The 13574-nt window shown below is 36.9% G+C and carries 14 protein-coding genes and 1 tRNA gene; 14 read left to right on the top strand and 1 reads right to left on the bottom strand.

Annotated features, from left to right (window positions below; all coding sequences use genetic code 11):
• The first annotated feature begins 150 nt into the window (after nt 1-150).
• The 8 genes from KKC91_11510 to KKC91_11475 are packed head-to-tail and all read left to right on the top strand — an operon-like array spanning nt 151 to nt 6708.
• Nucleotides 151-783 (top strand): site-2 protease family protein, encoded by a 633-nt coding sequence (locus tag KKC91_11510; protein ID MBU0479179.1) that lies wholly within the window; start codon nt 151-153, stop codon nt 781-783.
• A 59-nt stretch (nt 784-842) separates the two neighbouring features.
• The gene (gene trpS, locus KKC91_11505) at nt 843-1829 is read left to right on the top strand and encodes a tryptophan--tRNA ligase (GenBank protein MBU0479178.1); all 987 of its coding nucleotides are present in this window, start codon (nt 843-845) and stop codon (nt 1827-1829) included.
• The gene (pheA, locus tag KKC91_11500; protein ID MBU0479177.1) at nt 1830-2897 is read left to right on the top strand and encodes a prephenate dehydratase; all 1068 of its coding nucleotides are present in this window, start codon (nt 1830-1832) and stop codon (nt 2895-2897) included.
• A 40-nt stretch (nt 2898-2937) separates the two neighbouring features.
• A complete protein-coding gene (locus tag KKC91_11495; protein MBU0479176.1) occupies nt 2938-3717 on the top strand; it encodes a UPF0280 family protein in 780 nt (259 codons plus the stop codon).
• The gene (gene rpsU, locus KKC91_11490; protein MBU0479175.1) at nt 3669-3866 is read left to right on the top strand and encodes a 30S ribosomal protein S21; all 198 of its coding nucleotides are present in this window, start codon (nt 3669-3671) and stop codon (nt 3864-3866) included. Before KKC91_11495 ends, rpsU begins: the two co-directional genes overlap by 49 nt.
• Entirely contained in the window at nt 3866-4552 is a 687-nt protein-coding gene (locus tag KKC91_11485; protein ID MBU0479174.1) for a TrkA C-terminal domain-containing protein, read from the top strand. Before rpsU ends, KKC91_11485 begins: the two co-directional genes overlap by 1 nt.
• On the top strand, nt 4545-5750 hold the full coding sequence (locus KKC91_11480; GenBank protein ID MBU0479173.1) for a 2,3-bisphosphoglycerate-independent phosphoglycerate mutase: 1206 nt from the start codon (nt 4545-4547) through the stop codon (nt 5748-5750). Before KKC91_11485 ends, KKC91_11480 begins: the two co-directional genes overlap by 8 nt.
• Before the next feature lie 4 nt (nt 5751-5754).
• The gene (locus tag KKC91_11475) at nt 5755-6708 is read left to right on the top strand and encodes a GDP-mannose 4,6-dehydratase (GenBank protein ID MBU0479172.1); all 954 of its coding nucleotides are present in this window, start codon (nt 5755-5757) and stop codon (nt 6706-6708) included.
• On the opposite strand, the gene KKC91_11470 is transcribed toward KKC91_11475, so the two are convergent.
• Nucleotides 6709-8205, bottom strand: coding sequence for a tetratricopeptide repeat protein (locus KKC91_11470; protein MBU0479171.1), 1497 nt, complete (start codon nt 8203-8205; stop codon nt 6709-6711).
• Between the two features lie 144 nt (nt 8206-8349).
• On the opposite strand from KKC91_11470, the gene recO reads away from it, so the two are divergent.
• The 6 genes from recO to KKC91_11440 all read left to right on the top strand — a co-directional run bounded on the left by recO (nt 8350) and on the right by KKC91_11440 (nt 13570).
• Nucleotides 8350-9099: a DNA repair protein RecO gene (gene recO, locus KKC91_11465; GenBank protein MBU0479170.1), complete on the top strand. Its 750-nt coding sequence runs from the start codon at nt 8350-8352 to the stop codon at nt 9097-9099.
• Nucleotides 9096-9935 (top strand): glycine--tRNA ligase subunit alpha, encoded by an 840-nt coding sequence (locus KKC91_11460; protein ID MBU0479169.1) that lies wholly within the window; start codon nt 9096-9098, stop codon nt 9933-9935. The genes recO and KKC91_11460 overlap by 4 nt, the downstream gene beginning before the upstream one ends.
• On the top strand, nt 9932-12031 hold the full coding sequence (glyS, locus tag KKC91_11455; protein MBU0479168.1) for a glycine--tRNA ligase subunit beta: 2100 nt from the start codon (nt 9932-9934) through the stop codon (nt 12029-12031). Before KKC91_11460 ends, glyS begins: the two co-directional genes overlap by 4 nt.
• Before the next feature lie 11 nt (nt 12032-12042).
• A tRNA-Ala gene (locus tag KKC91_11450) sits at nt 12043-12115 on the top strand.
• A 25-nt stretch (nt 12116-12140) separates the two neighbouring features.
• The gene (locus tag KKC91_11445; protein ID MBU0479167.1) at nt 12141-13304 is read left to right on the top strand and encodes an RtcB family protein; all 1164 of its coding nucleotides are present in this window, start codon (nt 12141-12143) and stop codon (nt 13302-13304) included.
• A complete protein-coding gene (locus tag KKC91_11440) occupies nt 13301-13570 on the top strand; it encodes an acylphosphatase (GenBank protein MBU0479166.1) in 270 nt (89 codons plus the stop codon). Before KKC91_11445 ends, KKC91_11440 begins: the two co-directional genes overlap by 4 nt.
• The last annotated feature ends 4 nt before the right edge of the window (nt 13571-13574 follow it).

Raw genomic sequence — 13574 nt, 5'->3', positions numbered from 1 at the left:
TGTTTTTTTCTTAGGAGAGAGGATAGCCCTTTCTTTTTCCTATCTCAATTACTTTTGCATAAAATATTTTACATTACCAATAAAACTTCCCATTGTCTTATATCATTAAAATATGATATAATTTCTTTTATTGAAATGTGAGTGTTAAAAATATTGAATCCTGCAATTCTATTATTAATTTTTGTTTTGCTTTTTGCAGTTATAACACACGAGGTTGCCCATGGCTGGGTTGCCTATAAGTGCGGAGATCCTACTGCCCGAGATATGGGAAGACTTACGCTTAATCCCCTGCCCCACATAGATCTATTTATGACGATAATAGTTCCTTTTTTAATATATCAGATGTCAGGGTTTATATTTGGAGGGGCAAAACCAGTTCCCATTAATCCTAATAATTTCAGGCACCCTAAAAGAGACATGATTCTCGTGTCTCTTGCCGGATGTGTGTCGAATTTCATAGCAGCTATTTTTTTTGCACTTCTTATAAGATTAGGGATTGCGGGAATACTGCCGGCTTTTACTATGCTGTGTATGTATGGCGTGCTGATAAATATTCTTTTGGGGGTGTTTAATCTTATCCCAATACCTCCGTTGGATGGTTCGAAAGTGTTAATGTCAGTTCTGCCGCACAGACAGATGATGGCTTACTTAAAATTTGAGCGGTTTGGATTTATTTTGATAATGCTATTCGTTTTTTCTGGGATGTTTGGCTTTATTGTTAGATATGTCGTCTTGCCATTAGGATATTTTATGACTGGTGGATTAATTAATAAGATATTATAGGAATGATAGAAATAGAGATGAAACGGAAATACGAATATGTCTAACGAGGTAAAAAAAAGATTTTAACAGGAGATAGGCCAACAGGGCAGTTACACATTGGACATCTTCTAGGCGCCCTGCAAGACCGTGTAGCACTTCAGGATGAATATGATACCTTTATAATAATTGCTGATATACAGGCGTTAACTGACAATTTTAAAGATCCCCAAAAAGTGCGAAGCAATATTTTTGAGGTTGCAATTGATAACCTTGCTGTTGGTATAGACCCAGACAAGTCAACCATTTTTATTCAATCTTTAATTCCTGAAATAGCAGAACTAACTGTTTTTTATTCTAATCTAGTTACAATTGCCAGATTAGAGAGAAATCCGACGGTTAAAGAGGAGATTAAACAAAAAAAAGATTTATTTGGCGATAATGTAACATTTGGGTTCTTGGGATATCCAATTAGTCAGGCGGCAGACATTACTGCGTTTCAGGCTGATTTGGTACCAGTAGGTGATGATCAGTTGCCTCAAATTGAGTTAACTAGAGAAATTGTTAGAAAATTCAACCAAATTTATGGGCAAACACTAAAGGAGCCGGAACCTAGAATAGGGCGGTTTCCCAGGGTTAAAGGATTAGATGGGAATAAAATGAGCAAGAGCTTGAATAATGCTATATATCTAGCTGATTCTCCGGAAATAATTGAAAGGAAAGTTCTCTCAGCAATAACTGATACACAGAAAATTCGTCTTAAGGATAAAGGGCATCCGGATATCTGTGTAGTGTATCATTATTACGAAATGTTTGGTGCTGAAAAATTAGAGATAATTAGAAAAGAGTGTAAAAAGGGAGATAGGGGTTGTGTTCAATGCAAAAAACAATTAGCTCAAGATATAATTAAGAGGTTGTCTCCCATCCGAGAAAAAAGATTATACTATCAAAAGAAAAGAAAACTAGTTGGAGAAATTTTGTATGAGGGAACTAAAAAAGCGAGGCAAGTTGCGCAAGCTACTATGTCAGAGGTTAGGAAAGCAATGAAACTATACAGCGGAGGCTTTTAAATGGGTATTAATAAATTGAGAAAAATGATAGATGAAGCAGATGAGGGGATTTTAAACCTGTTAAATCAAAGAGCAAAAACAGCAGTGGCTATTGGTAAGGAAAAGCAGAAAAAGCGATTAAAAACACACGATAAGCTTCGTGAAGAGAAGATTCTCGAAAAACTTGTTTTGAGAAATGAAGGTCCCTTATCAAAAAAAATGGTTATTGCTGTATATCGTGAAATACTATCTGCATGTCGCAGTTTGCAGTCCTCTATTAAAGTAGCGTATTTGGGGCCAAAAGCTTCTAATGCCTATCTTGCTGCAAGAAAGAGATTTGGAGCATCTGTTGATTTTGTCCCTGTTAGTACTATTTTTGATGTTTTCAGAGAAGTTGAAAAAGACAAGGCGCATTTTGGTCTTGTTCCTGTTGAAAACTCCACAGAGGGAATGGTTTCCCATACATTAGACATGTTTTTTAGCTCTGAGCTTAAGATATCTGGAGAAGTTAGTTTGCCTATTACTCATAATTTATTAGCAAAAGGTTCTAAAAAGGAAATTAAACGTGTGTATTCTCATCCGCAGGCTCTAGCGCAGTGTAGAACATGGGTAAAGAATAATCTATCCTCTGTTCAATTCATAGAAACATCCAGCACTGCAGAGGCCGCAAAGTTGGCATCTCAGTCAAAACAGAATGGGGCAATAGCCAATGAACTTGCTGCTGAAGTGTACGATTTAAACATGCTAGAGCAGCGTATTGAAGATTTAGAAACTAATTTAACGCGTTTTCTGGTTATTAGTAAGGATCTTAGTGAAAAATGCAAGCATATGAAGACCTCTATCATGTTCTTTGTAAAAGATGAGCCTGGGTCACTCTATAATATACTCGAAATTTTTAAAAGACGTAATATTAATTTAACAAAGATTGAATCACGGCCGTCCAAGCAGAAGGCGTGGGAGTATATCTTCTTTATTGACTGCGAAGGGTACTGTAAGGATAAAGAGATAGAACTTGCACTAAAAGAATTAGAAAAAAAGTGTATTTCTTTGAAAGTACTGGGTTCATATCCTGTTGACACTACTGTGTAAATCTGCTAAAAAGCGGATACTTCTATAAGGAAAAACACACGTGTATGAAGTAAGAACATACCAACGATTAGTAAGAGAGGATGACTTAGTAATAACTAAAGTAATTGCTAAGGAAACAGAACTATTTATTAAAGCATGTGTGGATTTAGAAGAGGAAGCTTTAAATTCTCTGTTAAAGTATCGTAGAGACATAGAGGATTATATAAATCAGTATCCTTTATTTGAGACAACATTGTCTTCATATTCTCCGAATGATGATGCTCCTGAGATAGTAAAAGAAATGGCTATACAGGCAAGCAAGGTTAATGTTGGACCTATGGCGTCAGTTGCTGGCGCAATTGCAGAATATGTTGGAAAGGATCTTATTGAATTTAGTGACGAGCTTATCATAGAAAATGGCGGCGATGTATATATGAATAGCAAAAAAACGAGAAATGTTTGTATTTTTGCTGGAGAATCCATTTTTAGTGAAGATATAAAAATTAAAATAGAATCTCAACACATGCCGATAGGTGTCTGCACATCAAGTGGCTCAGTAGGACATTCTATAAGTTTTGGAACCGCAGATGCAGTTACTGTTTTATCTAAGTCAGCTGTCTTCGCAGATGCAGCAGCCACATCTATAGCAAATATGGTAGAAACAGAGGAAGATGTGGAAAGTATCTTAAGTTTTTCAAAAAAAATCCACAATCTTAACGGAGTAATTATCATAAAAAATAATACTCTAGGTGCGTGGGGAGATTTTTGTATTGAAAGGAGGGGAGGAATAAAGTGCCAAAAGTCAGGGTGCGAAAAGATGAACCAATTGATAAAGCACTGAGGCGGCTAAAAAGGAAGATGGACAAGGAGGGTATAATAAGACAGATAAGACAGCTTGAACATTTCGAAAAGCCGTCTCAAAAGAAACGCAGGAAAATGCTAAAGGCCAAGAAAGACGCTTACAACAAAAACAGAAACAAGGATCAGTAATGGGGCTATTTTTCCTTATTATTACCATAGCATTGATTTTCTTGATATGGGAGATTGCGTCAGTTGCCCTTTCAATCACAGGACTGGCGCATGACAAAGCTCGTTTTCAGGCACTTTCTGCCCTAACGGGAACAGGTTTTACAACAAGAGATTCAGAGCTTATAGTTAGTCATCGCCAGCGGCGAGCAATTGTAATGGCGTTAATGATTCTTGGAAATATTGGTATTATACTGATTCTTTCAAATATTATTGTTTCCAAGACTACAGTGTATTTATTTGTAAAACTGGGCATTTTTTCTGCATTGCTGTTCTTTTTATATAAGATTTCCTCTCATAAAGGATTAATGCGTAAGTTAAAAGGAAAGATAGAAGATAGACTACTTAAGAGTTCTGTGTTTGAGAAAAGGGCAATAGAAGAAATCCTTAATTTAGCTCAGGGATATGGCGTTGTAGAACTGAATCTAAAAGAAAATTTTCCTTATATTGGGCGTACTCTTGCAGAGTCGCCTTTAAGGGAAAAGGACATATTAGTATTAACAATAAATAGGGACAATATAACTATTCCTGCACCAAAAGGCCAGATGAAAATGCAGATAGGGGACACATTGATTTGTTATGGTAAATTGGCTGGGATAAAAGAATTAGTCAGTCAGCAAAAATCAAAAGGAGAAGCAAAAGTTGGATAAGTTGGATTTAATAAAGGATCTGTCGGTTACTAATGATACAAAGATGGTACTGTTAGTTCTTGACGGACTTGGAGGGCTGGGTTTAGAAGCAGGAGGGAAGACAGAGCTGGAAACAGCAAATACTTCTAATCTTGATTTGCTTGCTGAATCAGCTGCTTTAGGAATGACTGATCCTATGATGACTGGAATAACCCCTGGAAGCGGACCTGCGCATCTGGCGCTTTTTGGATATGATCCGATCAAATATGCAATAGGCAGAGGAGCTCTTGCAGCTGCAGGAATAGGATTTAACATGCAGGAAGACGACTTGGCAGCTAGAATTAACTTTGCTACAGTTGATAATAGTGGATTGATAACAGATCGCAGAGCTGGCCGTATTACAACAGATGAAAGCTCTCAGTTATGCGAGCTACTGGATAAAATAGAAATCGACAATGTTGAGATATTTGTGAAACCAGTAAAAGAACATCGTGCAGTGGTAATATTCAGAGGATCTGGCTTATCAGACAAACTTTCAGATTCTGATCCTCAGAAAACAGGTGTGCGGACTAAAGAGGTCGTTGCTTTAGCTGATGGGGCTAAAACTACGGCTGTTTTAGTGAACGAGTTTATTCATAAAGCTCAAAGTATATTGGCTGATAAACACCCGGCAAATACAATATTATTAAGAGGTTTTGCAAGGAAACCCGAATTGCCGCAAATGAAGGATGTATATAAGCTGAATGCTGCTGCCATTGCAGGCTATCCTATGTATAAAGGGCTGGCTCAGTTTGTTGGTATGGAGATACTTAAGACAGGAGGCAGTATCTTGGAGGAATTTGAGACTTTAAGAACTAATTTTGACAGATTCGATTTTTTCTTTATCCATATAAAGGCAACTGATAGTTCCGGAGAGGATGGTGATTTTGATAGAAAGGTAAATGTTATTGAAGATGTTGACAAAAGTTTAGCGCTTATTACCGATCTTAAACCCGATGTTCTAGTTATAACAGGCGATCATTCTACACCTGCTTTTTTAAAATCACACAGCTGGCATTCTGTTCCTTTTTTACTGTATTCGAAATATTGCAGACCTGATGACATGAAGCGTTTTGGGGAAACAAGCTGTTTAAAAGGAGCTCTGGGTAGGTTTCCAGCCCTTGATATAATGCCCCTAATGATGGCTAATGCGTTGAGATTAACAAAATACGGAGCGTAGAATTATGAAGATTTTAATTACAGGAATTACTGGTTTTGTAGGCAGTCATCTTGCCGATTATGCATTAGCAAAGGGAAATGTCGAAGTATATGGAACTATAAGATGGCGTAGTAAAACAGAGAACATTGAGCATATAAAGGACAAACTTCATTTAATTCAGTGTAATCTTAATGATGCATCTTCTGTGAATGATTTGATTGTGGATATAAAACCAGACAAAATATTTCACCTGGCTGCGCAAAGTTTTGTGCCTACTTCATGGAACAGTCCTGCAGAAACTCTTACTTCAAATATTATTGGAGAATTGAATATATTTGAAGCTATTAGAAGGGCTAAGATTAATCCGTGGATGCAGATTGCCGGTTCCTCGGAAGAATATGGTATGGTTTATCCTGAAGAAACTCCTATCAAAGAGACAAATCCATTGAGACCTTTAAGTCCTTATGGAGTAAGTAAGGTTGGGCAGGATCTGCTAGCTTACCAGTACTATATGAGTTACAAACTTAATGTTGTAAGAACCAGGGCTTTCAATCATACGGGACCAAGAAGAGGAGATGTTTTTGTTTGTTCGGAATTTGCAAAGCAGATAGCAAAAATAGAGAAAGGGCAGAAAGAACCTCTGATCCTTGTTGGGAATCTTGATGCTCAACGGGACTTTACAGATGTTCGCGATACAGTAAAAGCTTACTGGTTGGGGTTGGATAAGTGCAAGCCCGGTGAAGTTTATAATATCTGTACAGGCAAAGCATATAAGATTAGCGCGGTCTTGGATATACTAATTGGTTTATCAAAGCTAAAAATAGAGATAAAAAAGGATCCTGCAAAGATGAGACCTTCAGATGTCCCATATCTTGGCGGGGACAGCACTAAGTTTAGGGAAGCAACTGGATGGAAGCCAGAGATTCCTTTTGAGAGAACATTAAAAGACCTATTGAATTACTGGCGAGAGAAGGTTTGATCATTTTATAGATTCTTCATGCTTTTTTTGCTTTTTTAAGACAAGCGACATATTGTAAAGAGCTTCTTTTAGATTTGGATTAATTTCTAATGACTTTTTAAAGTATTTTTCAGCGTTAAGTAATCTGTTATTATGATATTCTATAAGACCGAGATTGCAATAGGCCTTTTCATGAGCAGGATTAATTTCAATACATTTTTTGTAGTAATTCTCTGCATTAGAATATTTCCCTTCGGAAAGGAATATACAACCAAGGTTATAATATCCCAGCACACTGTACGGGTTATCCCAAATGGTTTTTGACCACAGTGTCTTATCATCTTTCCAATCATAATTTCGTTCAAATGTCCTCATGCCATAAACTACACACAGCAGAGAACATATAAATAAAACAAGATATTTCGTTCTGCTTTTTAATAAGAAAGGTTTTATTACAGAAACTAGAATCAGACAGAATCCAAAAGATGCCAGAAATAAGTATCTCTCTGCAACAACATTTACAAGAGGATTGACAACAGGTATAAGTGCTGCAAAAATCCAGATTACTCCAATGATTAAAGGTTTGTTTTTCTTATCGTGAAATGTTGTAATTAGAATAATCCCAGTTGTGATGAATGTTGCTATATCAAGTATACTAAAATTGCTAGATAAAGGATGTTCTGTGGAAAGATTTAATGGAATAATCAAAAGCCGCAGATATTCCTTTAACATAAGGCTCATTATGTAAGGAGACATTGTTAATGAGTAGTCAATCTTTGATATAAAACTAGTTCCCGGCGCATGCAGAATAAAAATCCTTGCAACTAAAAATAGAGTTGATATCAATACATAGGGCAGAGCCTTATACTTCAAATTATTTTTTTCATATAATTTGCTGTAAACAATAAAGATAAGCGGCATAATAATAACACTCTCTTTAGAGGAAAGAGCAAGTATTAAAAATAAACAAGAGAAAAAAATATATCCTTTGTTTTTTGCCTTTATGTAAAATAAAAATGACAGTAAAGCAAAAATAAATGCGAGTATGTCTCCTCTAAAACAAATTGCATTTATAACCTCTGTATGGATTGGATGCAATGAGAATAACAGTGCAGTTATAAGTGCAGATTTCCAGCATGAGAAAAGCAAGAAAGCTATTTTATAGGCGAGTATTACTGCCAGCATATAAAGTATTAAATTTGTCAAATGGTAACCAGACGCATTGTTATCCCAAATATAATAATCAATGAAATAGCTAGTTGTAGTAATAGGTCTGAAGCTTTCTTGTCCCGAATGCACCCATGTTTCTTGTCCTGAATAGGTAAAGTAATTTTTTGAAAAAACTTGCTTCAGGTTATGGATGTCTTTAATAAAAGTATTTTTGACTATTAGTTGGGTGTCATCCCAAACAAACGCATTTTTTAATGTATTTGAATAAACCAGAAAAGTGACCACCGTTAGACAAATAATATGGAAAGTTTTAGTCCGTAAAAAAGACTTAGAAGTAGTAATGTTCATATTTATTCTCAAACTTCATTAATTTTATATCAGCAATAATGCGCTTTTACAATATGAATAAACACATATCAAGATAATTTTGATTACAAAATAAAGGACATTTGGTATAATCTCCAGCAGTCCAAGCTTATTCAGGTATCTTAGATGAATATCCAAACTACAGAGGCAGTCGTTCTTAGAAGTACAAATTTTGCAGAATCCAGCAAAATCGTTACATTCTATTCTCCTCAATTTGGCAAGATAAAAGGCATTGCAAAGGGTGCTAGAAGCGCAAAAAACAAGTTCGGCAGCAGCTTGGAGATATTTAGTCACGTTACTTTGGTCTTTTATCAGAAGAAAACAGATATTCAGCTTGTTAGCCAATGTGATCTGAAAAATGCATTTTTAAATATACGTAATGATATAGTTAAAATAGCTTATGCATCATATTTTATAGAACTTATAAATAAAACTACTGAAGGGGCTCAAGAGTGCGAGCAGATTTTCAGCTTACTTCTTAATGCCTTAATTACATTAGAAACTACTAATGTGGAACCAAAAGTTCTCACGCACTTTTTTGAAATCAAGCTTTTAAAAATGCTTGGATGTATACCTGTTTTTGATAGGTGTGTGAATTGTGGAGCAAAGATACTCAATGCAAGATTCAGTCTAAGTCTCGGGGGCGTTCTTAATAGGGAATGCTGGGGAGCAGATGAAAGTGCTCTTCGGGTATCTCTAGGCACTATACTGACTGTACAGCATTTGCAATCATCAGACTTCTCAGACATTTCCCGTTTAAAACTCAGTAAATTATCTAGTAAAGAGCTTAAACTAATGCTAGAATCCTATATAAAATATACATTGGTTAGAAGTCTGAAATCTTTGGATTTTCTGGAACAAATTATAAGCATATGACATTTCAAGAAATCATATCAGCACTTACTGAATATTGGGCGAAACAGGGTTGTGTAATTGCCGAACCCTATGATCTTGAGGTTGGAGCAGGGACTTTCAGTCCTTATACTTTCTTAAGAGTGCTTGATAAAAAGCCGTGGAAGACTGCCTATGTTCAGCCGTCAAGAAGACCGACAGACGGCAGGTATGGAGAAAACCCAAACAGACTTGGCCGCTTTTATCAATACCAGGTAATACTAAAACCTTCTCCTGATAATGTGCAGGACCTATATCTGGATAGCATAAAAGAGCTGGGGATAAATCTCTCCAAACACGATATAAGGTTTGTTGAAGATGACTGGGAATCTCCCACACTTGGAGCGACAGGACTTGGCTGGGAAGTTTGGCTTGACGGCATGGAGATAACTCAGTTTACGTATTTTCAGCAGGTTGGAGGAATTGAATTAGCTCCTATATCAGTTGAGCTAACTTATGGTCTGGAGCGGATCGCAATGTATCTTCAGGGGAAAAACAATGTGTTTGATATCCAGTGGACAAATGGGTTTAAATATGGAGATGTTTACAAGGACAATGAAAGAGAATTTTCTATATATAATTTTGAGAAGGCTGATACAAAAATGCAGTTTAAACTCTTCAATATGTATGAAAAAGAAGCAAAAAGATTGATAGAGGAAGAACTAGTTCTTCCAGCATACGATTATACATTGAAATGTTCTCATGTCTTTAATATTCTGGATGCAAGAGGAGTAATTGGTGTGGCAGAAAGGGCAGAATTTATACAAAGAGTGAGAAAGCTGGCTTGTATGTGCGCAAAGATATATCTGGAAAGAGAATGAAAAATTTATTATTTGAGATAGGAGTGGAGGAATTACCTGCTTCATATGTTAGTTCAGCGAGAGATGATATTGTGAGAATTGCCTCTGAGATGTTAGGAGAAGCAGGTCTAAAATTTTCAGAACCACACTGCTTAGGCACTCCCAGAAGACTTGTTCTTTTTATTAAAGATATAAGCGAAAAGCAGGACGATAAGGAGATAACGGTTCAGGGTCCGCCGTATGATAAGGCATTTGATAATGATAATAAACCGATGCCAGCCGCAATTGGTTTTGCTAAAAAACTTGGTCTTCAAGTTGGTGAGCTAGAAATAGTAGAAACTAAATCAGGAAAATATATTTTTGCAAAGAAAATTGAGAAGGGGAAACCAACTAATGAACTGCTCAAGGAGCTGCTTCCAAACCTGATAAAAAGTATACCCTTTCCAAAGACTATGAGATGGGATAATTCTGGTGTCAAATTTGCGCGACCAATAAGGTGGTTAGGGTGTTTGTATGGGGATGAAGTGATTCCTGTTAAATTCGGAAAACTTGAGGCAGGCAATATAACTTATGGACATCGTTTTCTTGCCCCAGACGTAATAAAAATCAAGAGCGCAGACATTGACGAATATAAAAAAAGTTTGAATCATGCTTTTGTTATCGTTGATCAGGATGAAAGAAAGAAGAAAATAGAAGAAGATTTAAACAAAATACTAAAGAAATATAATCCTGCTTTTTTTGTGCCACCTGATGAAGAGCTTTTGGAAATAGTAACTGATCTGGTTGAATATCCAAATGTTCTGAAAGGCACTTTTCCTGAAGAGTTCTTAAAGGTTCCTGATATTGTGCTTGAGGCGGCAATGAAATCTCATCAAAAATATTTCCCTGTTATTAAGGGAAAACAACTTGAACTTACTAACAAGTTTGTTTTTGTCTCTAATATGAAAGGCAATGAAGAACAAATCATAGAGGGGAATGAGAGAGTGCTTAACGCAAGACTTGCCGATGCTAAATTCTTCTGGGATGAGGATAAAAAAACAAGTTTGGAAGAACGCGCAAAACAGATAATGGAGGCAAGAAATGCGCATCAGTTCGGAACGCTGCCTAAAAGAATCAGAGCAATAGAAAGATTAGCAAAGGTGGTAAATAAGAATGTACGCGTAGATTCAAAAACACTTAAGAAAGTATGTGAATTATGCAAAGCTGATCTGGGAACTCATATGGTTGAGGATTTTCCTGAACTTCAAGGGGAAATAGGCGGAGAATATGCAAGAGAGGGCAATGTCTCTGAAGAAGTTAGTTCAGGCATAGCTTGTCATTATTATCCAAGATTTGCAGAGGATAAACTTCCGAACACAAAGGCAGGAAGTGTGGTTTCTATCTCCGATAAAATGAATGCGATTGTGTCTCATATTATTGAGAATGAGAACGCAATAACCGGTTCAGGCGATAAATTCGCATTAAGAAGGCAGGCAATAGGAATTCTTAGAATAATTCTTGAAAGAGAATATGACATTGATCTGGAGAATATAATCGGCGAGTGTATAAAACTTTATAAAATCAGTGAAGATAAGCATGAGAAGGTTTTTCGCCTGGTCGTTGATTTCTTCAAACAAAGATTAAAAAATCATCTTATAAGTTGGCATTTTTACAGATATGATTTTGTTGATGCTGTGCTTAATACTCATGGTTTTAAACCGGTAGAAAAAGATAAAATCCTGTACGCACTTTCTAAACCAAGTAAAAATGATTTTGAATCAATAACAACCTCTTTCAAGCGTATTTCCAATATTCTGAAACAGGCAAGAGAAAGGGGAATAGAGTTTATTTATTTTAACAAGAGAAAACTTGTTGAGCCTGAAGAAAAGACACTTGCTGAAAAGTTTTTAGATATCAGTAAAAACGTAAACAAATTAATAAAGAAAAAAGAGTATACTAATGCATTTAGTCAGATTATAAGTCTGAGAAAACCTTTAGATGATTTTTTTGACAAGGTTATGGTAATGGATGAAAATCATGCCTTGAGAAACAACCGCCTTGCATTCCTGCAGGAAATAGAGAGCATGTTTTCACAGCTTGCCAATTTCTCGTATGTCGTAACAGAAAAAAACAAGTAGAAAGAAGAGTTGGGGCAGTAGCTCAGTTGGGAGAGCATCACGTTCGCAACGTGGGGGTCGGGGGTTCGAATCCCTTCTGCTCCACTTATAAAAATAGAAGGTCAAAATCATGGAATGGGTAAATTCTAATTACAGGCTTCCAATCAAATCGTGGTGCAGGGATATTGAAGAAGAGGCAATGACTCAAGCGGGGAATCTTTCGGAGCATCCCCGAACTTTTCATCATGTTGCCTTAATGCCGGACTGCCATGTTGGATATGGTATGCCTATCGGAGGTGTGATTGCTTGCAGCGATGCTGTTATTCCAAACGCTGTTGGAGTTGATATTGGCTGCGGTATGTGTGCTGTTAAGACTACATATAATACTTCTGAAGTTTCAGAGCGAGCAGTAAAAGACATTATTTATAAGCTGAGAAGTATAATCCCTGTTGGCTTTTTGCATCACAAAAAAGGGCAAAGCTGGCCGGGTTTTAATCAAGCTCCGGATATTCCCGTTATTCGGAGAGAATTGGAATCCGCAAAAAGACAGCTCGGGACTCTTGGTGGAGGTAACCACTTCATAGAGATTCAATCCGGTTCTGATGGATTTATCTGGCTGATGCTTCATTCCGGCAGTAGAAATTTTGGCTACAAGGTAGCAAAAGAGTATAATGCAGTTGCTCAGAGGATTTGCAATAGAGAACATTTTAATGGGCAGAAGGATCTTTCATTTCTGTCTATTGGCACAAGGGGAGCTGAAGAATACATTGAGGCTATGAAATACGCCCTTGCATTTGCGCAGGAAAACCGAAGATTAATGATGGCGCATTTTAAAGCGGCGGCCAGGGAGATTCTTCATTGCGGGTTTGACGAGGAAATAAATATCCATCATAATTTCGCAGCTATGGAAACTCATTTTGGAAGAAGTGTGTGGATTCACAGAAAAGGCGCTACTCAGGCGAAAAAAGGACAGATGGGAATCATCCCGGGCTCTATGGGAACGACATCGTACATTGTAAGAGGATTGGGCAATTCTGAAAGTTTTATGTCATGTTCGCATGGAGCAGGTCGGTGTATGAGCAGGACAAAGTTTAATAGAATTCACTCTGTTGAAGAATGCAATAAGGCTATGCATGGTATTGTTTACGCTCAGTGGAGCAAAGACAGAAGGGACAATATTGATTTGAGCGAAGCGCCGCAGGCATATAAGGATATTGACGCAGTTATTGAAAGTCAAAGTGATTTGGTTGAGGTTATTGTTAAGCTCAGACCATTGGGAGTAATAAAGGGGTGATACGCTTGCGTGCAAATTTTTCAGGGACAGTTCAGGGAGTAGGATTTAGATTTACTGCAAGAAGAATTGCCGAGCAGTATGAAGTTACAGGTTTTGTCAAAAATCTTCCAAACGGGCGGGTAGAAGTAGTGGCAGAAGGCGATAGAGAAGTCGTTGAAAACTTCATAGACTCTATATGCAGCAGTCTTCGTGATTATATAAGGAATGTTGAAAAGCATTGGGAGCCTGCAACAGAAGAATATAAAGAATTTGAAATTAGATTTTAGGGAG

The organism is bacterium, assembly GCA_018812485.1.
Classification (GTDB): Bacteria; JAHJDO01; JAHJDO01; order JAHJDO01; family JAHJDO01; genus JAHJDO01.
The sequence above is the reverse complement of the archived record's forward strand: the minus strand, read 5'-3'. Positions and strand labels throughout refer to the sequence as shown.

Coding starts and splice junctions, on each gene's coding strand:
- pheA (MBU0479177.1), top strand. CDS start 1,830: ATGGGTATTAATAAATTGAGAAAAATGATAGATGAAGCAGATGAGGGG.
- KKC91_11485 (MBU0479174.1), top strand. CDS start 3,866: ATGGGGCTATTTTTCCTTATTATTACCATAGCATTGATTTTCTTGATA.
- KKC91_11475 (MBU0479172.1), top strand. CDS start 5,755: ATGAAGATTTTAATTACAGGAATTACTGGTTTTGTAGGCAGTCATCTT.
- KKC91_11470 (MBU0479171.1), bottom strand. CDS start 8,205: ATGAACATTACTACTTCTAAGTCTTTTTTACGGACTAAAACTTTCCAT.
- recO (MBU0479170.1), top strand. CDS start 8,350: ATGAATATCCAAACTACAGAGGCAGTCGTTCTTAGAAGTACAAATTTT.
- KKC91_11460 (MBU0479169.1), top strand. CDS start 9,096: ATGACATTTCAAGAAATCATATCAGCACTTACTGAATATTGGGCGAAA.
- glyS (MBU0479168.1), top strand. CDS start 9,932: ATGAAAAATTTATTATTTGAGATAGGAGTGGAGGAATTACCTGCTTCA.
- KKC91_11445 (MBU0479167.1), top strand. CDS start 12,141: ATGGAATGGGTAAATTCTAATTACAGGCTTCCAATCAAATCGTGGTGC.